Source organism: Haloferax sp. Q22, assembly GCF_001482285.1.
Classification (GTDB): Archaea; Halobacteriota; Halobacteria; order Halobacteriales; family Haloferacaceae; genus Haloferax.
In genome coordinates, this window is the sequence record NZ_LOEP01000029.1 from 76,656 (window position 1) to 102,412 (window position 25,757).

Below are 25,757 nucleotides of genomic sequence, written 5' to 3' on the forward strand. Positions count from 1 at the left end.
AAAACCTTTTGATACTTTTTCGATGGTGAAACGACCGCCGAAAATAAGTATTGGTGGTAGAATTATCTCTGCAGAGCGAACATGGAGGATACCGACCCGGAACTGTATCGCGAGGCTTTTCGAAGTGCGGATATCCCCATGTTGATTGCGGATACGAATTTCGCTTTTCGTGACATTAACGACGCCGGGTTGGAGTTCCTCGGCTACGACTACGACGACATCGTCGGCGAGTCGGTCGGACTCATCGCCGCCGACGAGGAGATATACTACGAAATCGTCGAGCAGATGATTGCCGGCGAGACGTGGTCCGGGGAGTTCATGGCGCGGCGGAAAGACCAGCAGGTCGTCTACGGGCAGGGGTTCGCCAGCCCGATGGTCGTTGACGGCGACGTGGAGGGGTTTCTCGCCTTCTTCGTCGACACGACCAAACAGCGCCGCTACGAGAACGCCTCGGAGGTGCTCAACCGCCTCCTCCGGCACGACCTCCGAAACGAACTCAACGTCGTCTACGGCTACACCCAGCAGGTGGCCAGCCGAATCGACGACGAGCAGGCGCTGAAGGAACTCGACCTCGTCCAGGAGAAGGTCCTCGAAATCGTCCACAAGTCCGAGCGCGCCCGCGACCTCCGCGAGCACCTCGAACGCTCCCACGACGTCTCGAACCACCCGGTCCGTCTCGACGTGGTGTTGAACAACAAAATCGTCGACGCCATGATAGAGTTCCCGGACGCCGAGTTCCAGTTCGGGTCGTTCCCCGAAGTCGAGGTCATCGGGGACGACCTCCTCGGCGAGGCCATCGAGTGTCTGCTCGAAAACGCGGTCATGCACAACGACAAGGAGGCGCCCCGCGTCGAGGTCTCGGCCGACCGCGACGGCGGTTTCGTTATCGTCCGCGTCGCCGACAACGGGCCGGGCGTCCCCGAGGAGCACCGCGACCTCATCTTCGGCCGCGAGGAGTACGACCAACTGCACCACGGCACGGGTATCAGTCTCTTTTTCGCCGACAACGTCATCTCGTCGTACAACGGCACCATCTGGGTCGAAGACCGCGAGGACGGCGAGGGCGCGGTTTTCTGCGTCCGGCTGCAGGAACAGTCCACGGTCGACGACTGATTACTCCTCTGCCGGCTCCGCTGTCTCTCCGTCGGACATCGGTCTCGCGGGAACCCCGGCGACCGTCTCACCCGCGGGCACGTCGCGCGTGACGAGCGAGTTCGCCGCGACCTGCGCGCCCTCGCCGATGCGGACGCCCGGGAGGATGGTGGCCTTCGCGCCAATCATGGCGCGCTCGCCGACGACGACCTCACCGGTCCGGTACTCGTCTTGCAGGAACTCGTGACAGAGAATGACCGAGTCGTAGCCGATGATGGCGTCGTCCTCGATGGTGATGAGTTCCGGCCAGAACACGTCGGGCGTCGCTTCGAGTCCCCACGAGACGCCCGCCCCGACGGTGACGCCGATGCGTCTGAGCGCCCAGTTTCTGGCCCGGAGCGACGGCGCGATGCGCGCCACGAGGACGAACACGTAGTTGAGCATCACGCGCCAGACGGGCTTTGCGTCGGTCCAGTACTGCAGCGAGTTCCGCGGGCCGGGCGTCGGGTGGTGCTGGATGCGGTCGTGTCGGCGGGCGTCGCCGTCCGCCGGTGCGGCGTCGTCGGTCACGCCCGTCGATTGGGCCGCGGGGGTAAAAGCGCCCTCGGCGCGGGGGCGACGAGAGAAATAGCAACGCGGGGCCGCGGGGTCAGGTACTGCTTACTCGCCGCGGAGTTCGGCCATGTGGTCGATACGGCGCTGGACGAGCGCCGCCGTGCCGATGTCGTGGCGGATGTGGAAGCCCTCGCCGGCGTCGGCGAGCGCGTCCTCCGCGAGTTCCTCCGCCTCGGCGATGCTGTCGGCGACGCCGACCACGGCGAACGACCGGGAGGTCGTCGTGTACAGGCCGTCCTCGCGGTCGTCGACGCTCGCGTAGAACAGCAGTGCGCCGGCGTCCTCGTCCACTTCGACCGCGATCTCCGCGCCGGCCTCGGGGTCCGTCGGGTAGCCCTCGGGGACGGCGTACTTACAGACCGTGGCGGCCTCGGCGAAGTCGAGCTCGGGCAGGGACTCGCCCTCGCGGGCGGCCGTGAGCACGTCGATGAAGGGCGTTTCGAGGACCGGCAGCGTGTTCATCGCCTCGGGGTCGCCGAAGCGGGCGTTGAACTCGATGACCTTCGGCCCCTCGGTCGTGAGCATGAACTGACCGTAGAGGATGCCTTTGTAGTCCGGCAGCGCCTCCACGACAGCCTCGATGACCTCGACGGCGGCCTCGTAGTCGCCGTCAGCCATGAACGGCAGGGAGGGCGACACGTCGGTGTAGCTCCCCATGCCGCCGGTGTTCGGCCCCTCGTCACCCTCGTAGGCGCGCTTGTGGTCCTGCACGGCGGGGCTGACGCGGAACTCGCCGTTGGCGACGAACGCCTGAATCGTGAACTCCTCGCCGACGAGGCGCTCTTCGAGGACGACGCGTTCGTAGTCCGAATCGCGGAGGTACGCCTTCGCCTCCTCGGGCGTCACCTGGTCGCCGATGACCTTCACGCCCTTGCCGCCGGTGAGGCCCGCGGGCTTGACCGCGAGGTCGCCGTCGTAGTCGTCGATGTAGTCGCAGGCGGCCTCCATGTCGTCGAAGGTGGCGAAGTCGGGGTTGCCCGGAATCGCCTCGTCGCGCATGAACTGCCGCTGGAACGCCTTGTCCGTCTCGATGCGCGCCTCGGCCGCCTGCGGGCCGAACGTGTAGACGCCGGCGTCGTCGAGGGCGTCTGAGACGCCGGCCGCGAGGCCGGATTCCGGGCCGACGACCGCGAGCGTCGCGCCGACGGACTCGGCGTAGGCGACGATGTCCTCGGCGGCGGTCTCCGATATCGTCTCGAAGTCCTCGGCGAGGGCGGCGATGCCGGGGTTTCGGTTGCTGGCGCAGGCGTACAGGTCGCAGTCGGGGGCCAGCGCGCGGGCAATCGCGTGCTCGCGGCCGCCGCCGCCGACGAGAAGGACGGTCTCGCTCATGGTCGCATACCCTGCGCACGGGAGTGTAAAGATTGCTCTTTATCGGCGGAGAAATAGGCACGATTGTGGTTATGTTCGGTCGTCAACGAGGAGGACTCGCTGTCCGGCCCACGCCCCGCGCCGGCCACGACGGCCGTCTCCACGCCGCTTTAGTTCCCGGAGCGCCGACTCCGACGTATGCCCGACCCGGTGGGACGCAACCGACTCGACGAGGAGCAGAGCCCGTACCTCCGCCAGCACGCCGACAACCCGGTCAACTGGCAACCGTGGGACGAGACGGCGCTCGACGCCGCCCGCGAGGCGGACAAGCCCATCTTCCTCTCGGTCGGCTACTCGGCGTGCCACTGGTGTCACGTCATGGCCGACGAGAGCTTCTCGGACCCCGAAATCGCCGAGGTGCTCAACGAGCACTTCGTCCCGGTGAAGGTCGACCGCGAGGAGCGCCCCGACCTCGACCGCATCTACCAGACCATCTGCCAGCTCGTCACCGGTGGCGGCGGGTGGCCGCTTTCGGTCTGGCTCACTCCCGAGGGCAAGCCCTTCTTCGTCGGCACGTACTTCCCGCCGGAGCCTCGCCGCGGCGCACCCGGCTTCCGCGACCTCGTCGAGAGCTTCGCCGAGTCGTGGCGGACCGACCGCGACGAGATAGAAAACCGCGCCGACCAGTGGACGAGCGCCATCACCGACCGACTGGAGGAGACGCCCGAGGTGTCCGGCGAAGCCCCCGGCTCGGAGGTCCTCGACACCACGGTGCAGGCCGCGCTCCGCGGGGCTGACCGCGACCACGGCGGCTTCGGCGGCGACGGGCCGAAGTTCCCCCAACCCGGCCGCATCGACGCCCTGCTCCGCGGGTACGCCGTCTCCGGCCGCCGCGAGGCGCTCGACGTGGCGCGACAGAGCCTCGACGCGATGGCCAACGGCGGCCTCCGCGACCACCTCGGCGGCGGCTTCCACCGCTACTGCGTCGACCGCGAGTGGACCGTCCCGCACTTCGAGAAGATGCTGTACGACCAGGCCGGTCTCGCCGCTCGCTATCTCGACGCCGCCCGACTCACCGGCAACGAGTCCTATGCGACTGTCGCCGCCGAGACGTTCGAGTTCGTCCGCCGCGAACTCACCCACGACGACGGCGGCTTCTTCGCCACCCTCGACGCCCAGTCCGGCGGTGAGGAGGGTACCTTCTACGTCTGGACCCCCGACGACGTGCACGACCTCCTCCCCGAACTCGACGCCGACCTCTTCTGTGACCGCTACGGTGTCACGCCCGGCGGCAACTTCGAGAACAAGACGACCGTCCTGAACGTCTCGGCGACGACAGCCGAACTCGCCGACGAGTACGACCTCGACGAGTCCGAGGTCGAAGACCGACTCGAAAAGGCTCGGAAGGCGTTGTTCGCGGCCCGCGAGGGACGCGAGCGCCCCGCCCGCGACGAGAAGGTTCTCGCCGGCTGGAACGGCCTGATGATTTCGGCGTTCGCGCAGGGGTCGGTCGTCCTCGAAGACGACTCGCTCGCCGACGACGCGCGCCGCGCCCTCGACTTCGTGCGCGAGCGCCTCTGGGACGACGAGACCGAGACGCTCTCGCGGCGCGTGATGAACGACGAGGTGAAAGGCGACGGCTACCTCGAAGACTACGCCTTCCTCGCGCGCGGTGCGTTCGATCTCTATCAGGCGACCGGCGACCTCGCGCCGCTCTCGTTCGCGCTCGACCTCGCGCGGGCGACCCGCCGCGAGTTCTACGACGCCGACGCGGGCACGCTCTACTTCACCCCCGAGAGCGGCGAGTCGCTCGTCACCCGCCCGCAGGAGCCGACCGACCAGTCCACGCCGTCGAGCCTCGGCGTCGCCACGTCGCTGTTCTTGGACCTCGAACAGTTCGCGCCGGACGCCGGCTTCGGCGAGGTCGCGGACGCGGTCCTCGGCTCGTTCGCCAACCGCGTCCGCGGCAGTCCGCTCGAACACGTCTCGCTCGCGCTCGCCGCCGAGAAGGCCGCAAGCGGCGTCCCCGAACTCACCATCGCGGCCGACGAGGTACCCGACGAGTGGCGCGAGACGCTCGCCTCGCGGTATCTCCCCGGCCTCGTCGTCTCCCGTCGCCCCGGCACCGACGAGGAACTCGACTCGTGGCTGGACGAACTCGGACTAGACGAGGCCCCGCCAATCTGGGCCGGCCGCGAGGCGGCCGACGGGGAGCCGACCGTCTACGCCTGCGAGAACTTCACCTGCTCCGCGCCGACCCACGACCTCGACGAGGCGCTGGCGTGGTTCACGGCGGGCGAATCCGCAGGTACGGCCGAAGACGACTGAAACGGCGTTTTCGGCTCAGAGCCGCGTCCCGTCGTACCGCCGTCGCAACGCTCGAACCGTTTTTGCGACTCGTTCGGCGCGCTCGCGGGTCACGCACGGGACGACTTTCTCACCCATCGGCGTGTCGAAGACGAGCGTTGTTTCGTCGACGATGTCGAGGTGCCGCGCCGAGAGCGCGGAACAGTACGTCCGACTCGTCTTCCGGTCCAGCGTCGATTGCACGATTGCCGTGGTGTCGAAGCGGTAGGCGTGGTCGCCGGTCTCCCAACGCTCGTAGACCGTCGACGCCACGAACAGACCGACCCGGTCGGCGAGCAGTTCTTGGATCGACGCCACGACTCCCTCGGAGAGCGGCGGCGACTCGCCCCAGAGCATCGATTCGTGGGGAATCGTCACGAGCAGTTCGTTGCCGCTGTCGTCGAGGAGCGCGAGGCGAAACACGAAGTGCTCCCCAACCATCGTCGTCGCGGCGTCGAGAAGCGCGAACAGCGCGTCCTCGCTCTCTCTGCCCGTGCCGAGAGAGAAGCATCGGGTCCTGTCGTCCGGGCGCTCGGGGTCGAGCGCATCGACGGTTGTGAGCGCATCGGCGCATCGCTCGATGTCGTCTGTTCCGAACGATTCGTCGAGCCATCCCTCGTCGAGTTCGGCTCGAACCGCGTGCGCGGTAGGAACGACCTCGGCGAACATCGGGACGAGGTCGCGGCGATAGTCGTCGCTGTCGAGGTGGTAGCGCCGCGGTTCATCTCCGCAATCCGGACTCCCGCCGTTGTCTCCGCTGTGCTTCTCAGACATCTTCCGACTCCCGCGCCACCTGCGTTCGTCGCATCGCATCGGCGTACCCGCGGGCGTCGTATCACGGTTTCGGCGGGTCAAGAGAACAGAAAATCCGAACCGCGCTCAGTTCGAGAGCCGCTCTGCGAGGTAGACCGCAATCGGAACGTCCTCTTCCTCCACGAAGCGAGCGACCTCCTCGCCGTCGCGTTCGACGACGACCGTCGGGATGAGTTCGATGTCGTACTCCTCGACGAGCGGGCCGACCTTCGAGCCGTCGTCGGCCTTCTCGACAGGGTAGTGGTCGATTCGCTCGGCGGGGACGCCGGCGGCGTCGAGGGCCGCCGCGAAGTCGGGAAGCTGTCCGCGGCAGTCGCCGCACCAGTCGCCGCCCCAGACCTTGAACGTGTAGTCCGCGGCCGCGAGGGCGTCGACCACGTCGGGGTAGGACGCCGCGTCCCACGCGGGGTTCGGTTGCATCGTTTCGAGCGTCTCGGCTTCAGCCATGGGAGGGCGTACCGGCCGCGCGGATTTAACGGGTGCGCTCGCGGCGGGGCTCGCCGCCCACGCTCGTCGCTGTCTCTCCCCGAGACGGTGGCCGTATCGTCCGCCTCCGCCAGTCGTTTAGTGTCGCACCGTCAACGGAGGGTCGATGGACGACAGTATCCTCGACGCTATCGGGTCGCCGCTGGTCCGCGTCGACTCCCCCGAGGGGTCGACGGTCGCGGCGAAGATAGAGTCGAAGAACCCGGGCGGGTCGGCGAAGGACCGCCCCGCGTTGGCGATGGTCGAGGCGGCCGAGGAAGCGGGCGACATCTCGCCGGGCGACCACCTCGTCGAACCCACGTCCGGGAACACCGGTATCGGACTCGCCGTCGTCGCGGCGGCGAAGGGCTACGACCTGACTATCGTCATGCCGGACTCGATGTCGCCCGAGCGCCGCGAAATCATGCGCGCCTACGGAGCGACCATCGAACTCGTCGAGGGCGACATCTCCACCGCGAAAGAGCGCGCGGACGAACTCGAAGCCGAGGGCATGTACCAGCTCCGGCAGTTCGAGAACCCGGCGAATCCGGAGGCGCACTACCGGACGACCGCCGAGGAGATTCTCGAACAGGTGGGCAACCGCCGCATCGACGCCTTCGTCGCCGGCATCGGCACCGGCGGCACGATTTCGGGCAACGGCCGTCGCCTCGTCGAGGAGTACCCCTCGATGCGCGTCGTCGGCGTCGAACCCGCCGAGAGCGCCGTCCTCTCCGGACACGAGGTCGGCGACAACGACTTCCAGGGGATGGGCCCGGGCTTCGTCAGCCCCAACCTCGACACCGACCTCATCGACGACGTGGAAATCGTCGAACTCGCCGACGCCGACGCCGAGTGTCGCCGTCTCGCCCGCGAGGAGGGTATCCTCGTCGGCCAGTCGTCCGGCGCGTCGCTCCTCGCGGCCAAGCGGGTCGCCGAGCGACTCGCCGATCCCGACGCGGACGACGGAGACCAGCCGCTCGTGGTGACGGTGTTCTGGGACTCCGGCGAGCGCTACATGTCCACCGGGATGTTCGACCAAGAATAGCGGTCGCTCGACGGCCCGTTTTCACCGACCGAACTCGTCTTCCGCGACTCTGACGACGAGCGTTCGCTCCACGTCTCTGAGGTCGTAGTCGGGGACCGAGCCGTCGACGCGCGTCACGTACATCGGCTCGACGAGGCGGCCCTCTTCGACGCCGTAGATGGCGAGGTGGTCGCCGGTGTCTTCCGGCTGGACCTTCCCGTCTCGAATCTGTCGGGCGAGGTCGCGAGAGAGCCACTCGTCGGACGAGACGGAGGGTTCGCGGACCAACGAGAAGTCGGCGAACCGGACGAGATACCAGTTGAGATCGTTGAGAAGCGAGACGGCCGCACCGAGGCTCACCGTGTCGACCGAAAGCGAGTTGTCGAACGGTTCTGCGATGTCGTAGGTCGAAAGCGCCGCGCGCGCGGTGTCGCGCGACAGCAGTTCGTACTGGAGGTGGACGTCCTCCGCGCCGACGATACAGACCTGCGTCACGTCGAGAGGGAGGGTCCGGACTCGGTAAAGCGGTTCCGGTACTCAGGCGGTCGATTCCCACTCGGCGGCGCAGGACTCGTCGCAGAAGACGACGCGCTCGCGTTCGAGGGTTATCTTACCGGGCTTGTCGATGTCCCGCTCGAGGAGGACCTGATAGTGGGCTTCGCTCATGTCGACGCGGGCGCGGCACGCCGCGCACCGTTCGACGGTGTCGCTCCAGTCGGTCCGCGACGCCCGGTGGCTGACGCGCCACTCGGGGCCGGGGTGGCCGTGACCGGGATGCGATGTTTTCGACATGAGAGAACCCTAGCGCTCACGGTAGATAAAGCCATTTTTGTGCAATTGTTCATCCGAAACGAATCTAAACGTTTGAAGAATCGTGACTATGGTGGTCGTTTGCACGGTTCGTATGTGTGTCGGTACCGAACCTCGGTGAGTCTGACGACGGGCCGCGCTCTGGGCCTCTCACCCTCGGCTTCCGCCTCGTGCTCCCGCGCTCACTCGTCGCCGGGCGACACGACGACGCGCTCCCGGGCGGCCTCGACCGCGAGGTCGAACAGGTCGTCGGGTTCCGCGGCCTCGACGGCCGACAGCGAGGCGTTCGTCTCGGGGAAACTCGGCGCGACGCGCTCGCAGCCGACGGGGAGCGTCGAGTCGTCGTAGGTGCCGAGGTCGCGGGCGGCCGCGACGATGTCGGTCTTGTCACGGGTCAAAAGCGGGCGGTGGACGGGGTAGTCGACCGCGGCCTCGGTGACGGCGAGGTTCTCGCCGGTCTGACTCGACTTCTGGCCCAGCGACTCCCCGGTCACGAGTGAGTGGGCGTGCTCGTCCGTGGCGACTTCGGCGGCGATGGCGAGCATGGCGCGCCGAAGTGAGAGCATCCGGGTGTCCTCGACGGTCTCCATCAGTCGTTCGACCACGTCACCGGCCGGGACGACGTGTACTCGCATGTCCGCGTTCGGGGCGCGGCGGGCGATGGTCCGCACCGTCCCGATGGCTCGCGCGCGGTGGTCCGCGCCGCCGTAGTCGCCCAAATCGACGTAGACGGGGACGATTTCACAGCCGCGGCGCATCAGTTCCCACGTCGCCACCGGCGAGTCGATGCCGCCGGAGACGAGCGAGACGGCCCGTCCCTGCGTCCCGAGCGGAAGTCCGCCGGGACCGTTGAACCGCCGCACGGAGAGATAGGCCGTCTCTTCCCGGCACTCGATTCGGTAGGTTCGGTCCGGGTCGTCGAGGTCGACGGGCGCGCCGGTCGCCTCGACGACGGCGCTCCCCGCCTCGCGTTCGAGGTCGGAACTCGTGAACTCGTGTTGGTCGGCGTCGCCGACGCGGTCCGCGTCGATGGCGAACGCCGCCCCGTCGGGGTGGTCGGACGCGAGACCGCGACAGACCGTGACGATGTCGTCGAGGACGGGGTCGCAGGCGACGCAGGGGCGCGCCCAGACGACGCCCGGCACCTCGGCGCAGGCGGCCGCGACGGCGTCGGCGTCGGCCACGTCGCGGACGAGCAGGCGGGACCACTCCCGCTCGACGCGGCCCGAGAGCGAGCGGTCGTCGAGAACCGCTTGGAGGTTCGTCCGCAGTCTGGCCTCCATCTTCGCCCGGACGCTCGAACTCTTCGTGCCCACCTCGCCGTAGCCGACGAGGACGACGTGCGCCGTCTGATTCACGGTCGACGTTCTCCGCGGGAACCCTTCAGCGTCTCGTTTCGCGGGGCGTTCGCACCCGGCGCGGCACGGCGCTATCTACCGCTATTAGTGTTATATATTTGTAAATAGTACAATTTACTGAACCGTAGACAGACGGCGAAACAATATAAACCGCTTAATAGATTTCACCCCGTCTCTGTCTCGTACAACCGCCGACCGCCCCGCGGCCGCTCTCGACGAACAACTGCCGCCACTTCGATGCCCATTCGATGCCAATGACCGACGAGTCGCCAGCCGACATCGACCTCGCAGCCCCGCAGTACTATTTCAACCGCGAGCTGAGCGAACTGGAGTTCCAGTCTCGCGTGCTCAACGAAGCCCTCGACGACCGGAACCCGCTTCTCGAACGGGTCCGCTTTCTCTCCATCTTCACGAAGAACTTAGACGAGTTCTTCATGAAGCGCGTCGGTGGGCTGAAACAGCAGATTGACGCCGGCGTGACGGAGCGGACGACCGACGGCCGGACGCCCCGCGAGCAGTGGGAGGAGTCCATCGATAAGGCCCGGCCCATGTTCGAGCGACAGGCCGCGTGCTACCGCGAGGAGATTCGCCCGGCGCTCGCCGAGGCGGGAATCCGCATCTGCGACTACGACGACCTGACGCCCGACCAGCGGGCGGAGATGCGCGACTACTTCGAACTCTCGGTGCTGCCGACACTCACGCCGCTGTCGTTCGACCCGGCGCACCCGTTCCCGTTCATCTCGAATCTCTCGCTGTCGCTCGCGGTCATCACGCGGGACGACGACGGCGACCAGACGTTCACGCGCGTGAAGATTCCGCAGAACCGCCCGCGACTCGTGGAGGTCGAGACCGACGGCGACGAGGTCCGATACGTCCTCTTGGAGGAGGTCATCCGCGCCAACCTCGACCTCCTGTTCCCGAACGTCGAGGTCGTCGACACCGCGGTGTTCAAGTTGACGCGGAACGCCGAGGTCCGCCGCAACGAGGAGGTCGCAGAGGACCTCATCGACATGATAGAGGAGGTGCTCGAACAGCGCCGCTTCGCCACCGTCGTCCGCCTCGAAATCGAGGCCGACGCGCCCGAGGCGGCGCGGGATCTCCTCGTCGAGCAGTTGGACCTCGACGACCGCGAGGTGTTCGAACTCCGCGGGCCGCTCGACTACCGCGAGTTGATGGACCTCACGGACCTCGACCGGCCGGACCTCTCGCTGGAGTCGTGGACGCCCCAGCCACACCCACGGTTTTCGGACCTCGACGCGACCGACGCGGGAATCGGTCCGGGCGCGTCGGCCACCGAGGCGGCCGCCGAGGACGGCGACACCATCTTCGACGAGATTCGCCGCAAGGACGTGCTGTTGCACCACCCGTACCACTCGTTCGGCGACACTGTCCAGGAGTTCCTCGACGAGGCCGCTAACGACCCCAACGTGTTGGCCATCAAGGCCGCCATCTACCGGACGGCGTCGGACTCGAAAATCATCGAGGCGCTCATCGACGCCGCCGACAACGGCAAGCAGGTCGCGGCGATGGTCGAACTCAAAGCGCGGTTCGACGAGCAGAACAACCTCGAATGGGTCCGTCGCCTCGAAGAGGAAGGCATCCACGTCGCCTACGGCACTATCGGGCTGAAGACGCACACGAAGACCGCCCTCGTCGTCCGCGAGGAGGAAGACGGCGTCCGCCTCTACTCCCACGTCGCAACCGGCAACTACCACTCCGGGACCGCGAAGGGCTACGTCGACCTCGGCGTCCTCACCGCCGACCGCGACATCGGACAGGACCTCGTGAAGGTGTTCAACTTCTTCACCGGTCCCTCGTTGGACGAGGAGTTCCGGAAGCTCCTCATCGCGCCCGTGACGATGCGAAACGAGTTCACGAAGTGCATCCGCCGGGAGGCCGAACACGCTCGCGCTGGCCGCGACGCCCGCATCGTCGCCAAGATGAACGCGCTCGAAGACCCCGGTATCGTCGAGGAACTGTACGAAGCCTCGATGGCCGGGGTCGACATCGACCTGCTCGTCCGCGACATCTGTCGGCTCCGCCCCGGACTGGAGGGCGTCTCGGAGACCGTCACGGTCCGGAGCGTCGTTGACCGCTTCCTCGAACACTCCCGCATCTTCTACTTCGAGAACGCGGGCGACCCCGATTACTACATCGGCTCCGCGGACTGGATGACCCGCAACCTCGACAAGCGCGTGGAGGCCGTCGCGCCCGTCGAGGACCCCGACATCCGCGAGCAGTTGCGGTTCATCCTCGAACTCGGCTTCGCGGACAACCGGAAGGCGTGGGAGATGCACGCCGACGGCACCTACGACCAGCGCGACCCGGGCGACGGCCACGAGATTAGCATGCAGAAGATTCTGATGGAACAGACGCTCGCGGCGTCGAACACGCCCGGCGTCCACCGCGGCATCTCGGCGTCACACCCCGACGTGCCCGAGACGCTCCTCGTGGAGTCCGACCCGTCCGTGATGGCCCCCCGAGACGGCGCGGCGACTGCGGACGGTGCCGAGGACGACGGGGCTGTGGATGCGGGTGAAGCCGAGGAGGAGGACGGAACCGACCCCGCCGCCGCCACCACCGACCCCGTCGTCGAGGCGGGCGCAGGCGCGCCAAAGAACGGCGACCCGCAGCACGTCCTCGACGACTTCCCCGAGAAGTGGTACGTGCCGAGCAGCCGGCACTACGAGTACGCGGTTCGGACGCCGGACGGCGACCGCGACTACCGGAAGACGGCCGAGGCGGCCGCGCGACTGGTCGAAAAGTACTACGTCGAGAAGTCGGCGTAATCGCCCTCGCGGGCGACGCGGCGTTCTGCGTCCTGTTTTCGCGCCCCTGCGAGTCGCCGCCTCAGAACGTGCTGAGTTCGCCTTCGATGGTCCGACGGGTGATGTCGGTCACGTTGGCGAGTTCGCGGTCGATGATGGCGACGACTTCGTCTTCGATGTCGGCGACGGTGACGCCCTCGTCCGTGATGACCTTCGCGTCGGCGACGTGCGGTTCGTCGATGGGGCGACCGATCTGCGAGAGCAGGCGGACCTGCAGGTCGCGGATGCCGTCGACCTCGGCGACGACCGTCTCGGCGATGTGGGTCGAAAGCAGGTTGTAAATCTTCCCGATGTGGTTGACGGGGTTCTTTCCGGAGGTCGCTTCCATGCTCATCGGGCGGTTCGGCGTGATGAGACCGTTGGCGCGGTTCCCGCGGCCGACGGAGCCGTCGTCGCCCTGCTCGGCAGACGTGCCGGTCGTCGTGAGGTAGATGGAGCCCTCCTCGTAGTCGTCGGCGGTGTTGACCTCGACGTTGACCTCGCGGTCGGTGTAGTCGGTGGCGAGGTCGGTGACGAACTCGCGGACGCCGTCGACGGCGGCGATGTAGTCGTCGATGTCCTCGATGTGCTTGTCGACCATCGCGGCGGCGACGGTCACGTCGATGACATCGCCCTCGCGCTTGCCCATGAGCTTGATGTCCTGTCCGAGTTCGGGATGGTCGTCGCCGTAGGCCGCGCCGTTGAGGGCGCGCTCGGCTTCGAGGACGATGCGTTCCGTCTCGGTCAGGGGAGCGTGGCCGACGCCGAAACTCGTGTCGTTGGCCATCGGGACCTGCTGGGTCTCCTCGCCGAACACGTCTTGGAGGTCACCGGACCCCTCGCCGAGCTTCACGTCGACGATGATGTCCGTGCCCACGTCGAGTCCGGGGATGTTCTCGTTGAGGTACTCGCGGGCGGCCCGGAGCGCCGTCGAATCGACGGGAATCTTCTGGCCGTCGTACTCCTTCGTGGCGCGGCCGACGATGAGGAGATAGATGGGTTCGATGACCTCGCCGCCGCCGAAGGCGGGCGCGGCCGTGCCGGCGACGAGCTGGGTCTCGTCGGTGTTGTAGTGAAGCACCTTGCCGACGCGGTCGAGATAGAGGTTCGAGAGGGCGCGGGAGACGCTCTCGGCGATGCCGTCGGAGATGGAGTCAGGGTGCCCGATTCCCTTTCGCTCGACGATTTCGACCTCCTGGTCCTCGACCGCGCGCTTGTCGGCGGATTCGAGGCGGATATTTCGGTCGCTCATTGGCGGGACGTACCCGGCGGGCGGTTCTATAACTTGCGGAAACCTTTGGCTACACTCGTATTACCTGAGAGTATGCTCGGGCAGTATCTGCCGAGAGAACGGACGCCTGCGAGAGCGGACAACTCGACTACTCCTCGGGCGCGCCCAGCAGCATCCCGAGGTAGGAGGTCCGAATCTGGTCGTCGGGGTCGAGACCGAGGTCGCGGAGGACGGCGAACGCCCCCTCGCGGGCGTCGTCGACGCCGGATTCGACCTCGACTTCGACCTCCACGAACTCGCCGAGCCCCGACACCGAGTCGAGTGAGACGGTGTAGCCGTCGAGGGCGAACCGCTCGCGCTCCTTCTCGACGGTCGCGGCGGGTTCGAAGCCGACCGCTTCGCAGATGGCGTCCATCGTCTCGCCGTCCTCGACGCCCGTCTCGTACTCTCGGCGCGTCTTCGACGACTCGTCGACGAGCGGTCCCTTGTAGGTGACGACGGTCTCCTCGTCGGCGAGGTCACCACCCTCGTAGCGCGACTCGCGCCGGAGTCGGAGCGCCTCGTCGGTCTCGGCGAAGTCCCTGTGCGGGGCGTCGTAGTAGGTGTCCGTCTGGGCGACGCGGTTGACCTGTTCGGCTTCGACCGCGTCGAGTCGCTCGCGAACCGCGTCGTGGTCCGCGCGGACCTTGACCTCGACTTCGTACATGCTTCGACGGGCGCGTCCGGGAGGCAAAAACCTCGGTGACTCGCGCCGGCGACCCCTCAGTATCGAGGTATTTGTTACCTTTTATCATGCAAGAACCCGTAGTATGACGGGAGTATGAGCCAAGAAACGCCGAACCCGGCCACCGCGGTAGAACAGCGCGTCGGCGAGGCCGCCGACTACGAAATCACGGGTCGCGTCATCCTCACCGCGATGGCGAGCGGGTTCGTCGGGACGGTGCTGATGCTGCCCGTCCTCGTCGGCATCCCCGAACTGCTCGGTCTCTTCACGACCGAGCCGATTACGCGATTCGCGGGGATGGCGGCGTTCTTCGGCTACGAACCGACGCTCGCTCTCGGGGCCTTCCTCTTCGGCATCGGCGGGGTCATCGTCCTCCCGGTGACGTTCGTCGTCGTCGGGGCATTCCTCCCGCCGGAGTCGCCGAAGTACCTCCGCGGCGTGTCGTTCGCGACGCTCTACTGGGTGGGGTTCGTCCCGGCGTTCTGGCCGGCGGCCGACGCGTTCGTCATCCTCTCGTTCCTCGTGTTCTCGCTTCTGGCCCACTGGGTGTACGGCCTCTCGCTCGGCTACCTGCTTGACCTGTTCGCGGACATCCCGCAACACGAGGTCTGACCGGGCGTCGCCGGCGGTCGGGTCGCCGTCTGTCGTCGTCCGCGACCCCGACCGCCGCCCGTTTCGCTCTCCCCGCCGTTCGTCGTGAGCCACCGGAACCGAGCGTCTGACGCCGCCCGCCCTCGATTTCTCCGAAACAATAATCATCACGAACGTTAATTATACTATCTGGGTGGTGTTATCAATGGTCACGGAACTTGTACCGGCGGCCGCGTTCCCGCTCCAGTCGGGGTTGGTCCCGCGGGGGACGCGCACGTTCGTCTTCGAAAGCATCTTCGAGGTGTTCCTGCTCTTGGGGACGCTCGTCGGGATCGTCGTCGTGGGGTACATGCTCTACAACGCGTACAAGTATCGTTCCGGCTCCGGAAACGGTCACATCGACGACGGGGACCGCCTCGTCCTCGGCGAACTCCCGTCGGGAAGCGGTGGGGGCCGGAAGCTGTTCACCTCGTTTTTCATGAGCATGGTCATCGTCGTCTCGCTGGTTTCGTGGACGTATCTGACGCTCCTGTACGTCGAAGAGGGCCCCTCCGACGCCGAGTCGCTCGACGTCGAGGTCGAGGGCTACCAGTTCGGCTGGCGCTTTACCTATCCGAACGGCCACACCACCGACGGCGTGCTCCGGGTCCCCGCCGACCAGCCCGTCCAACTGACGATTACCACCGCGGACGTGTTCCACAACTTCGGCATCACGGAGTTACGCGTCAAGTCCGACGCCATCCCCGGCCAGGAGACGGAGACGTGGTTCACCGCCGACGAACCGGGGACGTACACCGCGCAGTGTTACGAACTCTGCGGGGCCGGCCACTCCTACATGTCCGCCGAGGTCATCGTGATGCCGCCCGACGAGTACGAAGCGTGGTACGCGAACACGACCGCGGATAACGCGGACGCGGACAGCGCGACCGCGAACGAGTCGAGCCTCCGACCGGCGGTGGCACCATGACCGACGCGTCTCCCGAGCGGGACGCCGCGGCCGACGGCGGCCACGAGGTCGCACACGACGACCACGGCCACGACTTCCCCGGCACGGGGAGCATCAAGCGCTGGTTCGTCACGACGAACCACAAGGACGTGGGCATCCTCTACATCGTCACGTCGCTGTTTTTCCTCGTGCTCGGCGGCGTCCTCGCGTGGCTGATGCGCATTCAACTGCTCGCTCCGCGCGGGCTCGGCGAGGGGATTCTCGCGCCCGTCGCGTACAACCAGGCCGTCTCGGCCCACGGGCTGTTGATGGTGTTCTGGTTCCTCTCGCCGTTCGCGTTCGGCTTCGCCAACTACGTCGTTCCGCTCCAACTCGGCGCGAAGGACCTCGCGTTCCCGCGGCTCAACGCGCTGTCGTACTGGCTCTATCTCTTTTCGGGCATCCTGTTCGGCGTCTCGTTCTTCCAAGGGGGGACGTTCTCCGGCGGGTGGACGATGTACGCCCCGCTGAGCGTCCCGACGTTCACGCCGGACGTGGGGGCGTCGACGGCCGTCTTGGCGCTCGTGTTGTTCGTCGCCTCGGTCACCGTCTCGTCGGTCAACTTCCTGACGACGATGCACCGGATGCGCGCCGAGGGGCTGACGCTCCGGAACGTCCCGCTGTTTAGCTGGACGATTCTCCTGACGGCGTGGATGATGCTGTTCGCCTTCGCGGCGCTTCTGGCGGCGCTTCTGGTGCTCTCGTCGGACCGCCTGCTCGGGACGACCTACTTCGCCATGGAGTCGCCGGCGGGGGCGCTCCTGTGGACGCACCTGTTTTGGTTCTTCGGCCACCCCGAGGTGTACATCGTCTTCTTCCCGGCGCTCGGAGTCATGGCCGAGGTGTTCCAGACGTTCACCGGCCGCCGCATCGTCGGCCGCAAGTGGTTCATCCTCGCGATGGTGCTCGTCGCCATCCAGAGCTTCGCCGTCTGGATGCACCACATGTTCCTGACGAGCATCAACCTGCAGGTGAAGACGTTGTTCATGATAACCACCATCGGCATCTCCCTGCCGTTCGACCTGATGGTGTTCGCGCTCATCTACACGATGCTGAAGGGGAAGATACGCTTCACGACGCCGTTCCTGTTCGTCTTCGGGGCGCTCCTGTTGTTCATCATCGGCGGCATCACCGGCGTCTTCCTCGGCGCGGTCGTCCTCGACTACGAGTTCCGCGGCACCTACTGGGTCGTCGCCCACTTCCACTACGTGATGGTCGGCGGGGTGACGGCCCTCGTCGGCGGCCTCTACTACTGGTTCCCGAAGATGACCGGCCGGATGTACGACGAGTTCCTCGGTAAACTCCACTTCGCCGTCTACTTCGTCGGCTTCAACCTGCTGTACTTCCCGCTTTTCGTCGCGTGGGAGACCCCCCGTCGCGTGTTCGACTACGCGCCCGAGCTCGCGCCGTGGCACCAGCTCGCCACCGTCGGCGGATTCGTCCTCGGTCTGTCGTTCCTCATCATGTTCTACAACCTGTTCAAGAGCGCCTTCGTCGGCGACCCCGCCCCCGACAACCCGTGGGAGTACGCGACCACGGCCGAGTGGGCCGTCTCGTCGCCGCCGCCGCTTGAGAATTTCGACGGGACGCCGACCTACCGCAACGGCCACCTCGAATTCCTCGACGCCGGCGAGGTCGCGCCGGGCGAGGACCGGTCTGACGGGCCGACCGGCGCGGCCGTCTCCGACGGCGGCGTCACCGCGTCGGCAACGACAGCGGTCACGGCGGACGCGGAACTGCCGACCGCCGAAGCGGCCGAAGTCGAGGGGCCGAGTCACGCGAGCATCTGGCCGTTCGTCCTCTCCGCCGGCGCGTTCCTCGTCCTCCTCGGCCTCTCGCCGCTTCAGGACGCCGCGTTCCCCGAGGGGATGGTCGGGGCCGCCTACGCGACCACGACGGTCGCGGGCGGCGTCGTCACCCTCGGGTCGCTCGTCGCCATGGGGCTCGAACCGTTCCACGGCCCGGTCTTCGAGGAGGGCGAGGCGTGGCCCTTCGCCGGCATCGACAACGGCAAGGTCGGGATGTGGATATTCCTCGCGTCCGACGTGGTGCTGTTCGGCGGCTTCCTCGGAGCCTACGTGTTCACCCGGGTCGCCTTCGGCTGGACCGGCTGGGAGCCGATTCCCTCCGACCCGATTCCGGGGCTCGTGAACACGTACATCCTGCTCACGAGTAGTTTCACAGTCGTGCTCGCGCTCGTCGCGGCCGAGAAGAAACACAAGTGGGGCCTCGTGACGAGCCTCGGCGCGACGTTCGTCCTCGGCATCGGCTTCCTCGTCAACAAGGGGTTAGAGTGGCAGCACCTGTTCCACGAGGGGCTGTGGCTCTCGACGAACGTCCGCGCCTCGACGTTCTTCCTCACGACCGGCCTGCACGCCGCCCACGTCATCGCGGGGCTCGTCATCGCGCTGTACCTGACCGCGCGCGCCTGGCGGGGCGCGTATCTCGAAGACAGCCGCTCGGTGGAGTACTTCGGCCTCTACTGGCACTTCGTCGACATCGTCTGGCTGTTCCTGTTCCCGCTGTTCTACATCCTGTGAGGTGACAGAAATGGTATCAACGAAACTCTATACGGCGATTTACGTGGTGTTGTTCGTCTCGGCGACCGTCCAAGTGTTGGTCGAGTTCGCCGGACTGAGTTACTGGCTGGCCTTCGGCGTCATCATGGTCCTGTCCGCCGCGAAGGCGGTGCTGGTCGCGGCGTACTTCCAGCACCTCCGGTTCGAGCCGCGCTCGCTGACGTATCTGGTTGGCATCGGCCTCGCGGCCGCACTGGCGCTCACGCTCGCGGCGTCGTACTCGCTCCTGTGACCGTGCGAGCCGACTCCTCATCTCGCTGGCGCTCCCGCGAAACCCTCGTCGCGGTCGGCTACGCCCTGCTGTTTTCGGTCCCCGTCGGCGTCGGCGTGACCGTCATGATGACTCGCGTCGCCCCCGGCCGACTCACCGACCCGCTCGTCGTCGGCCCCGGTATCGTCCTCGCGGTGGCCGTCTTCGCCCTCGTCGTCGCGGCCGCGACGACCGGCGAGAACGCGGCCTAACTGGACGTTGCTTCCCTTCTTGTGGCTCTATCGAACTTCTTAGAAACTGACAGAAACCGTGTGACACAGACAGAGGGTATCTGTCAACAGGTCAGTCAGCGGGTGCTACCGTGGCACTCTGTTCTTCAGCGGCTGATTCACTCATCTCTGCTCCGAGTCCGATTCCTGCAACTGCGACGCCCATTACAAGCAGTTCGAGCGGATTTCGAAGGCTCCCGAGTAGAAGGTCGGAGTGAACACCGAACTGGGGGACAGCCACCACTAATAGAGCGAACAGAATCTGTGGGAGAGTGTTCACGTTCTTCAAAACGGACTGATTTCGAGCCACTAACCACCCACCCATGAGCCAAGTAACTCCGAGAAACAACAGTAACTGTGAGTCCCACGAACCATCGAGATAGTACACCCCAGACACAAATGCTCCAGCAATAACACCGATAGAGAGGGCTTTGGAGTTCACCATATTATCGAGACAGAGTATAGACACAAAAACATTGACTCAGCCACTAACTGAATCTCAATAAAGCGAATCCGATATCGACATTGTGACCGACTTGCGCACTCTATTCAGCACACCCGTAGAAAACTATCAGTAACTGACGACTTCGCCAGGGTCTATTTTCCCTCGCCCGCGCTCGCACGTACCTTCTTTGACCTCGGTGTGGTAACAATACACATGAACAGAACAACCGTCGCACTCGCGGCCGCGTTCTTCGCCGTCGTTGTCGGACTCGCGGTCCTCCTCCTCTCGGAGGCCGTCGGCGCGACTGAACTACTCGTGGTAGTCGGCGGCGTCGTCGCGCTGGCGGGCGTCGGCGTCCTCACCGGCGTCGTGATGCGCCTGCCGGACCCCGAAGAGGGGGAACACGGCGGCGACCACGCCTGACCGATTCGCCACGAGAACGGCGATTCACAGGCTGAAGCCGACGACCGCGAGCAGAAACAGCGCCGTGAACACTACGCCGAGCGCGCCGGCGACCTTCAGGTGGTAGACGAACAGGTCTTCGTCCTCGGCCTCGACGGCCGCCTCGTACGCCGCGGTTTCGGCGTCGTCTAGCCCTTCGTGCGCGTCGCCGACGTGGAGGTCCCGAAGTCGCTCCCGTCGGAACGGGCGGTCGCAGTACGGACACGTCGCGGCCGCGGTCTCGCCGGCGGCGACGGCGGTTTCGGGGACGACGACCGATTCGTCGCGGTTCATCCCGCGACACCTCCGACCGTCGGTTGGGCGACGACCCACAGGCTCGCCATCGTGTAGCAGACCGTGACGGCGACGAAGGGGTACTCGCTTCGGAGCGGTTGCAGGCGGCCCGGGAAGAGGTCGAACGCGCGGGCGTGGGCGACCCACACCGAAAGCAGGTGGCCGAGGACGACGAACGCCAACTGGAGGCCGCCGAACCACGCCGGGACGGCCAGTACCGAGGGGTTCGCGGGCGGTGACAGCGGCGAGGCCGCGACCGCGACCAGCGCGGGCGCGAGTCCGACGACGTAGCCGAGGAAGTGCGCGAGGTGGTAGCCGGCGGCGATGGGGACCAACGCGGGCGCGAACCAACCGGCGACGAAGCCGACGGTCACGTACGTGTCGGCGGTTCGGCGGGCGACTCGCGCCGCCAGCCGGTAGCCGCCGAGGAAGACCAGAAAGCCCGCGACGATTCCGGCGAGGTTCACGAGCCACGCGGGGGCCGGAGCCGCGGCGTCGAGGACGCGGCCCCACGCGACGGTGACGACGAGACCGTCGAACGTCGTCACCCAGAGGAGCGCGACGACGAACGCCACGTCGTCGGCTCCCAGTCGTTCGCGGGCGCGCGCTAGCCCCGCACCGGGAACCGAAACCGAGAGGCCGCCGTCGTCGTCCCGCTGGACCGGGGCAAGGAGGCCGTACAGCCGAAACACCCGAGCGACGGGGTCGGCTCGGCGGAACCACGCGTCGCCGTAGATAACCGCGCCGCCGACGGTGCCGAGGCTGTACGCGACGACCACGGCCGCGAGCGCTCGCGGGTCCGCCGCGAGCGGGCTGACGACTTCCAGCCAGACGAGTCCGAGCAGGCCGACGACGCTCGGCCACGACCCGAGTCGGTCGGGGTAGGGCCGCGACAGCCTCTCTGCCGCCGCGAATCGACCTCGAAGCGCCGCGCCGAGCGTCCGCCACGGGTTCACGAGCGGCCACGCGTCCCCGACGAGGTAGGTGGCCATCGTGAACCCGGCCCACCAGCCGACCCAGACGAGCAGGACGCCGAGGTTGGCGATGCCGACGGGCGGCCCGAACAGCCCGAAGGCGACGACGAGGACGAGCGCGGCGACGCCGAGTAGTCTGAGCGCGGCTTCCGCGGTCGCGACGCCCCCAGCCAACCCTCCGATTCGGACGCCCGCACGCCCGAAGGCGTCGAGCGTCTCGTCGTCGGTGACGAACGCCGACAGCAGAAAGGAGACGCAGACGACGCCGCCGCCGGAGACGACGACGAGCCAGAATGGGGCTGGAACCGAGCGGAGCGACCCGGCCAGCGACCCGGCGTGCGCGAGCGCCGGAGTGGAAAAAGCGACCGAGGCGACCGCGAAGGCGGCGAACCAGACTGCGCCGCGGCGAACGGCGGCTGGGACTTTCCCCTCGGCGTGCCGGCTCATTGTTGCGCCCGCTCCGCCAGCGACGGTCCGAACGCGAGCAGGGCCACGGCGACGACGAACACGACCGTCGAGATGTCGATAGAGAGCGCCCGAAGCGCGCTCACTACCCCGGTGCCGCCGGCCGCGCCCGCAGCGAGGCCGCCGACGAGCGGGAAGGTACAGCCGACGCACGAGACGAGTCCGAGCGCTCCGGAGAGCGCGCTTTTCGCGGCGTTGAGGACGGCGGCGTACACCAGATATGCGAGCGCGAGGTAGCCGGCGACGCGGTACGGGACGAACGTCGCCGAAACGACTTCGCCGGCGTACCCGACCCGCGGCCCCCACCCCGGCGCGGCGAGCGAGAACTGCCAGCCGGTCGGATGGTGCGCGACGGCGTGTCCGTGGCTCCCGCCGAGGAGCGCGGCGAGGTCAACGGATACCAACCCGGCCAGCGATGCGAGGACGAAGAAGTACGCGGCAGCGACCGCGCCCGCGACGAGTCGCGCCCGGCCGCTCGCCCGCGGCGGGTCAGTCCAGAGGACGGCCGCCGCGCCGACGGTTATCCAGACGAACGGGTAGAACAGGTACCGGACGCTCTCGACGCGCTCCGGCGCGGCGGAGAGGTACGCCCCGATGGCGAGCGCCTCGATCCAGCAGAGCGCCGCGAGCCACCACAGTCGCGGCGCGTGCCGGGGGTCGAGTCGCCCCGCGTACGAGGTCGCCATCTCAGAGGAGGCCCACCAACCTGAGGGCGACGCCGACGACGAACAGCAGGCCGAGCACCCACGACCCGAGGAGCGCCGCCTGTGAGCGTTCCAGTCCGCGCCCCCGCGCGGCGTGGTACGTCCCGTAGAAGAGGTACGCGACGACGACCCCGAGCGTCCCGGCGACGAGCGCCGGTCCGGCAGCGTTCGTCACGCTCTCGGGGATGGCGCTTCCACCGACGAACAGCACCGCCATCGCGCCGAAGCCGAGCGCCGCGAGGACGAAGACGAGCGACAGCACCGTCGGGTCGTCGCCCCAGCGACGTGCGGTGTCCCCACCCCCGCCCCCCGCCGAACCCCCGCCTGTCGGAGTCGGAACGCTCGTGACGGTGTAGTGTCGCCAGCCGCGGCCGGTCAGAAACACGGTGAGCGCCAGCAGTACGACGCCGAGGACGAACCCGAGGAACAAGCCAGTCTGTGCCATGTGAACACGCCTCGTTTTCTATAACTATTGACAATGATATAAGCGATTCGACCCCACAGCGGCCCTCGGGGTCGAGTTCCCGGGCGTCGGCCGCTTCGAACGCGTCGCGGCAGCGAAACGTGATTCTTAAGGGTCGCACGAGTCACGTAGCGTGTATGAGCGACGAACAGCAGGCGGAGGCCGAGCAGGTCGATGAAGAGGTCGAGTCCGGTATTCAGGACGGCGACTTCGTCCGCCTCGCGTACACGGTGCGAACGATCGAGGACGGCGACGTCGTCGACACGACGGACAAAGAAGTGGCCGAAGAGGCCGAGATCGACGTCGAGGGCTACGAGTTCGAGCCCCGCGTCGTCATCGTCGGTGCCGGCCACGTCTTCCCCGAGGTCGACGAGGCCCTCATCGGTGCCGAGGCTGGCGACGAGGGTACCGTCGAGATTCCGGCGGCCGACGCCTTCGGCGAGTACGACGAGGACGACGTGCGCACGGTCAGCGCCAACAAGATCGACGAGGACGACCGCTACCCCGGCGCACAGGTCACTATCGACGGCGAGCAGGGCCGTCTGGAGACCATCATCGGCGGTCGCGCCCGCGTCAACTTCAACCACCCCCTCGCCGGCGAGGACCTCGAATACGAGTACGAAGTGCTCGAACTCGTCGACGACCGCGAGGAGCAGGCCTCCGGCCTCCTCGGCATGTACCTCCAGCAGGCCCCCGAAGTCTGGATTCAGACGGACGAGGTCGAAGAGGAGCAGGTCGTCGAGTCCGACGACGAGGATGAGGACGCCGAGCCCGAGACGGAGACCGTCACCGTCGAGAAGGACACGCTCTACATCGAGGCGACGCCGCAGATGACGATGAACCAGCAGTGGATGTTCTCCAAGCAGCAGATTGCGCAGGACATCATGCAGCGGCTGGACATCGACCGCGTCATCGTGCAGGAGACCATCGAGGGCGGCATGGGCGGCATGGGCGGCCTCGGCGGTATGATGGGCGGCGCGGGCGGCGCCGACATCGAAGAGGCAATCGAGGACGTCGACATCGACGCCGACGAACTCGCCGCGGAACTCGACGCCGACGAAGAGTAAGCGAGTCCGCCGCCCTCGCCGTCCCGGCGAATCGGCGGCTTCTTGATACTCGCCTTCCGACCGCCTCGTAGCTATGGCTTCGTCAGACGACGCCGCGACGGCCGAGTTCCGCGACCTCACAGACGTGAAAGTCGCGCTCGTCGCCGGGCTCTGCACCGTCGCATTGACGCTCTCGCTCAAGTACGGCGCCGGTATCGAGGTGCCGTTCGTCTATCGACTCTCCCCACTCGCACCGTACTTCGCCTACGTCTTCTCCCGCGGCGCGGCGCTGTCCGCCCGCACGTGGATGGCGCTCATCGCGGCCGTCACGCTCGGCACGTTCGGGTTCTTCGCGTTCTGAGCGGTGGCTCGGGCTCGCTCAGGCGATGTCGCGGCTGGTGTCGACGGTGACGCGCTCCGCCAGCCGGAGTTTGATGGTCTCGTTGAGCGCGCGTCCCCCGCGGAACTTGGGGACTGCGAGCCGGTTGATGATTTCCGAGCCGTCTATCTTCGTGTCGAGGTCGAACACCACGTCGGCCATGTGCTCGGTCAGGTCGCGGTTGTCCGGGACCGACTCACCTTTCAGCCCGTGGAGCACAGTCAGCCCCCGGGTGTTGACCATGTGCGTCTGGAGGTCGTTGAGGAACCGCCGATAGCGCGGGGGCTCGCTCCGTTCGAGCACGTCAACCACGTCGATGACGAGGTTCGCACCCTCCGGAAGGTCACGGACCAGACTGCTCGCCGTGTCGAGCGGCGCGTCGCCGCCCACGTCGCGCACGGTGGGGTTTCCGGTCGGACCGGGGTTCCGTTCGAGCGCGTCGGTGACGGCCTCGGCCGAGCGAATCGTCGTCAGCCACAGCGTCCCCCGCGTGGTCGTCAGTTCGTGTAAGAACAGTTCGGACTGGCTGGCCGGGTCGGCGGCGAGCAGGACGATGCTCCCCGCGGGAATGCCCCCGCGGAGTTGGCGGTCGAGCACGTCGATTCCCGTCGCCAGTCGAGACATGCCAGACTGTTAGGCGGTCGCTCATATTACTTCTTCCCCGGTATCTTGTCGGCGATTCGACGGTACGCGGCCCGAACTGTCGGACGAGTGAGGACTGGCGACGACTCCTCCGGAACGGTCCCGAGCACCGGCGCGCCCACGAGGTCGGACACCGCTTCGGGAGCCATTCGTGATCGCGAGACGACACATCCGACGACGGGGGTCCCGAGCGCCCGCGCCATCGCGGCCGTCTTGGCGGCGTCGCGGAGTGCCGGCGCGCACAGCGGCGACACGACGACCACGGCGTCGGCGACGCGGAGCGGGACGGCGGCATCGGGCCCAGCACCCGCGGGGCAGTCGACGACCGCGCGCCGGCCGTCGGCCGCGGCGGTCCGAAGCCACCGCTCGAAGGCGTCGTCGTCGGTGCCGGCGGGTGCCGGAAGCACGGAGACGGTCGGGTCGGTCGGATGCGACTGGACAGCGGGCTCGCAGATGGTGCCATCCGAGACGGCGTCCGCCGAGCGTTTGACGCCGGCCATCGCGTGGAGGTTCGGCATGTCTCTGTCGGCGTCGACGGCGAGCACCGGGCCGTCGAGCGCGCTCGCCAGTCCGAGGGTCGTGGTGGTCTTGCCGCTGCCGCCCTTGCCGCCCGCGATTGCCAACATAGCCGAGGCTGGCCCCGGCTTGGTACTTGAACCTGCGGCGAAAACGA

28 protein-coding genes are annotated in these 25,757 nt (G+C 67.1%); 12 read left to right on the top strand and 16 right to left on the bottom strand.

Annotation, left to right across the window (positions count from 1 at the left end; all coding sequences use genetic code 11):
* Positions 1-81 precede the first annotated feature (81 nt).
* Positions 82-1,113 (top strand): sensor histidine kinase, encoded by a 1,032-nt coding sequence (locus AM590_RS12700; RefSeq protein ID WP_058827800.1) that lies wholly within the window; start codon positions 82-84, stop codon positions 1,111-1,113.
* Here AM590_RS12700 and AM590_RS12705 read toward each other — a convergent pair whose 3' ends face one another.
* Both AM590_RS12705 and purD read right to left on the bottom strand, forming a co-directional pair.
* Entirely contained in the window at positions 1,114-1,662 is a 549-nt protein-coding gene (locus tag AM590_RS12705; protein ID WP_058827801.1) for a DapH/DapD/GlmU-related protein, read from the bottom strand.
* Between the two features lie 90 nt (positions 1,663-1,752).
* On the bottom strand, positions 1,753-3,039 hold the full coding sequence (gene purD / locus AM590_RS12710) for a phosphoribosylamine--glycine ligase (RefSeq protein WP_058827802.1): 1,287 nt from the start codon (positions 3,037-3,039) through the stop codon (positions 1,753-1,755).
* A 177-nt stretch (positions 3,040-3,216) separates the two neighbouring features.
* On the opposite strand from purD, the gene AM590_RS12715 reads away from it, so the two are divergent.
* Complete coding sequence (locus tag AM590_RS12715; protein ID WP_058827803.1) at positions 3,217-5,346, top strand: thioredoxin domain-containing protein; 2,130 nt, start codon at positions 3,217-3,219, stop codon at positions 5,344-5,346.
* A gap of 15 nt (positions 5,347-5,361) precedes the next feature.
* On the opposite strand, the gene AM590_RS12720 is transcribed toward AM590_RS12715, so the two are convergent.
* Together AM590_RS12720 and AM590_RS12725 are read right to left on the bottom strand one after the other, a co-directional pair.
* Positions 5,362-6,138 (bottom strand): hypothetical protein, encoded by a 777-nt coding sequence (locus AM590_RS12720; protein WP_058827804.1) that lies wholly within the window; start codon positions 6,136-6,138, stop codon positions 5,362-5,364.
* A gap of 105 nt (positions 6,139-6,243) precedes the next feature.
* Positions 6,244-6,624 carry a thioredoxin family protein gene (locus AM590_RS12725; protein ID WP_058827805.1) on the bottom strand — a complete coding sequence of 127 codons (381 nt, stop codon included), beginning with the start codon at positions 6,622-6,624 and terminating at the stop codon, positions 6,244-6,246.
* A 145-nt stretch (positions 6,625-6,769) separates the two neighbouring features.
* Between AM590_RS12725 and AM590_RS12730 the strand changes: the two genes are divergently transcribed.
* Complete coding sequence (locus AM590_RS12730; protein ID WP_058827806.1) at positions 6,770-7,687, top strand: PLP-dependent cysteine synthase family protein; 918 nt, start codon at positions 6,770-6,772, stop codon at positions 7,685-7,687.
* Positions 7,688-7,708: 21 nt separating this feature from the next.
* On the opposite strand, the gene AM590_RS12735 is transcribed toward AM590_RS12730, so the two are convergent.
* From AM590_RS12735 to thiI, 3 genes are all read right to left on the bottom strand, one after another.
* Positions 7,709-8,161: a DUF5804 family protein gene (locus tag AM590_RS12735; protein WP_058827807.1), complete on the bottom strand. Its 453-nt coding sequence runs from the start codon at positions 8,159-8,161 to the stop codon at positions 7,709-7,711.
* Positions 8,162-8,203: 42 nt separating this feature from the next.
* The gene (locus tag AM590_RS12740; protein ID WP_058567952.1) at positions 8,204-8,458 is read right to left on the bottom strand and encodes a hypothetical protein; all 255 of its coding nucleotides are present in this window, start codon (positions 8,456-8,458) and stop codon (positions 8,204-8,206) included.
* Between the two features lie 200 nt (positions 8,459-8,658).
* Positions 8,659-9,834: a tRNA uracil 4-sulfurtransferase ThiI gene (gene thiI / locus AM590_RS12745; protein WP_058827808.1), complete on the bottom strand. Its 1,176-nt coding sequence runs from the start codon at positions 9,832-9,834 to the stop codon at positions 8,659-8,661.
* Positions 9,835-10,088: 254 nt separating this feature from the next.
* Between thiI and ppk1 the strand changes: the two genes are divergently transcribed.
* Complete coding sequence (gene ppk1 / locus AM590_RS12750) at positions 10,089-12,623, top strand: polyphosphate kinase 1 (RefSeq protein WP_058827809.1); 2,535 nt, start codon at positions 10,089-10,091, stop codon at positions 12,621-12,623.
* 61 nt (positions 12,624-12,684) lie between these two features.
* Here the strand turns inward: ppk1 and AM590_RS12755 are convergent, their stop codons facing one another.
* Together AM590_RS12755 and cyaB are read right to left on the bottom strand one after the other, a co-directional pair.
* Positions 12,685-13,893 carry a methionine adenosyltransferase gene (locus tag AM590_RS12755; protein ID WP_058827810.1) on the bottom strand — a complete coding sequence of 403 codons (1,209 nt, stop codon included), beginning with the start codon at positions 13,891-13,893 and terminating at the stop codon, positions 12,685-12,687.
* A 127-nt stretch (positions 13,894-14,020) separates the two neighbouring features.
* On the bottom strand, positions 14,021-14,578 hold the full coding sequence (gene cyaB / locus AM590_RS12760) for a class IV adenylate cyclase (RefSeq protein WP_058827811.1): 558 nt from the start codon (positions 14,576-14,578) through the stop codon (positions 14,021-14,023).
* 114 nt (positions 14,579-14,692) lie between these two features.
* On the opposite strand from cyaB, the gene AM590_RS12765 reads away from it, so the two are divergent.
* The 5 genes from AM590_RS12765 to AM590_RS12785 all read left to right on the top strand — a co-directional run bounded on the left by AM590_RS12765 (position 14,693) and on the right by AM590_RS12785 (position 19,213).
* Positions 14,693-15,208 (top strand): DUF6789 family protein, encoded by a 516-nt coding sequence (locus tag AM590_RS12765; RefSeq protein ID WP_058827812.1) that lies wholly within the window; start codon positions 14,693-14,695, stop codon positions 15,206-15,208.
* 184 nt (positions 15,209-15,392) lie between these two features.
* Positions 15,393-16,154: a cytochrome c oxidase subunit II gene (coxB, locus tag AM590_RS12770; protein WP_058827813.1), complete on the top strand. Its 762-nt coding sequence runs from the start codon at positions 15,393-15,395 to the stop codon at positions 16,152-16,154.
* Positions 16,151-18,712, top strand: a complete 2,562-nt coding sequence (locus AM590_RS12775) for a cbb3-type cytochrome c oxidase subunit I (RefSeq protein ID WP_058827814.1) — start codon at positions 16,151-16,153, stop codon at positions 18,710-18,712. The genes coxB and AM590_RS12775 overlap by 4 nt, the downstream gene beginning before the upstream one ends.
* A 10-nt stretch (positions 18,713-18,722) precedes the next feature.
* Positions 18,723-18,983 carry a cytochrome C oxidase subunit IV family protein gene (locus tag AM590_RS12780; protein ID WP_049913451.1) on the top strand — a complete coding sequence of 87 codons (261 nt, stop codon included), beginning with the start codon at positions 18,723-18,725 and terminating at the stop codon, positions 18,981-18,983.
* The gene (locus AM590_RS12785) at positions 18,980-19,213 is read left to right on the top strand and encodes a hypothetical protein (RefSeq protein WP_058827815.1); all 234 of its coding nucleotides are present in this window, start codon (positions 18,980-18,982) and stop codon (positions 19,211-19,213) included. Before AM590_RS12780 ends, AM590_RS12785 begins: the two co-directional genes overlap by 4 nt.
* 91 nt (positions 19,214-19,304) lie before the next feature.
* Here the strand turns inward: AM590_RS12785 and AM590_RS12790 are convergent, their stop codons facing one another.
* Positions 19,305-19,676, bottom strand: a complete 372-nt coding sequence (locus tag AM590_RS12790) for a hypothetical protein (RefSeq protein WP_058827816.1) — start codon at positions 19,674-19,676, stop codon at positions 19,305-19,307.
* Positions 19,677-19,889: 213 nt separating this feature from the next.
* Here AM590_RS12790 and AM590_RS12795 point away from each other — a divergent pair, with 213 nt between their 5' ends.
* Positions 19,890-20,099: a hypothetical protein gene (locus AM590_RS12795; protein ID WP_058827817.1), complete on the top strand. Its 210-nt coding sequence runs from the start codon at positions 19,890-19,892 to the stop codon at positions 20,097-20,099.
* A 24-nt stretch (positions 20,100-20,123) separates the two neighbouring features.
* On the opposite strand, the gene AM590_RS12800 is transcribed toward AM590_RS12795, so the two are convergent.
* The 4 genes from AM590_RS12800 to AM590_RS12815 are packed head-to-tail and all read right to left on the bottom strand — an operon-like array spanning position 20,124 to position 22,999.
* Positions 20,124-20,411 carry a hypothetical protein gene (locus AM590_RS12800; protein ID WP_058827818.1) on the bottom strand — a complete coding sequence of 96 codons (288 nt, stop codon included), beginning with the start codon at positions 20,409-20,411 and terminating at the stop codon, positions 20,124-20,126.
* Entirely contained in the window at positions 20,408-21,832 is a 1,425-nt protein-coding gene (locus AM590_RS12805) for a hypothetical protein (RefSeq protein ID WP_058827819.1), read from the bottom strand. Before AM590_RS12805 ends, AM590_RS12800 begins: the two co-directional genes overlap by 4 nt.
* Positions 21,829-22,536 (bottom strand): hypothetical protein, encoded by a 708-nt coding sequence (locus AM590_RS12810; protein WP_058827820.1) that lies wholly within the window; start codon positions 22,534-22,536, stop codon positions 21,829-21,831. The genes AM590_RS12805 and AM590_RS12810 overlap by 4 nt, the downstream gene beginning before the upstream one ends.
* A gap of 1 nt (position 22,537) precedes the next feature.
* The gene (locus AM590_RS12815) at positions 22,538-22,999 is read right to left on the bottom strand and encodes a hypothetical protein (protein ID WP_058827821.1); all 462 of its coding nucleotides are present in this window, start codon (positions 22,997-22,999) and stop codon (positions 22,538-22,540) included.
* A 155-nt stretch (positions 23,000-23,154) separates the two neighbouring features.
* Between AM590_RS12815 and AM590_RS12820 the strand changes: the two genes are divergently transcribed.
* Both AM590_RS12820 and AM590_RS12825 read left to right on the top strand, forming a co-directional pair.
* On the top strand, positions 23,155-24,084 hold the full coding sequence (locus AM590_RS12820) for a peptidylprolyl isomerase (RefSeq protein WP_058827822.1): 930 nt from the start codon (positions 23,155-23,157) through the stop codon (positions 24,082-24,084).
* Positions 24,085-24,157: 73 nt separating this feature from the next.
* Complete coding sequence (locus tag AM590_RS12825) at positions 24,158-24,424, top strand: hypothetical protein (RefSeq protein ID WP_058567936.1); 267 nt, start codon at positions 24,158-24,160, stop codon at positions 24,422-24,424.
* Between the two features lie 18 nt (positions 24,425-24,442).
* On the opposite strand, the gene AM590_RS12830 is transcribed toward AM590_RS12825, so the two are convergent.
* Complete coding sequence (locus AM590_RS12830; RefSeq protein ID WP_058827823.1) at positions 24,443-25,066, bottom strand: hypothetical protein; 624 nt, start codon at positions 25,064-25,066, stop codon at positions 24,443-24,445.
* A gap of 26 nt (positions 25,067-25,092) precedes the next feature.
* Positions 25,093-25,710, bottom strand: coding sequence for a CDP-4-keto-6-deoxy-D-glucose-3-dehydrase (locus tag AM590_RS12835; RefSeq protein ID WP_058827824.1), 618 nt, complete (start codon positions 25,708-25,710; stop codon positions 25,093-25,095).
* Positions 25,711-25,757: the final 47 nt, after the last annotated feature.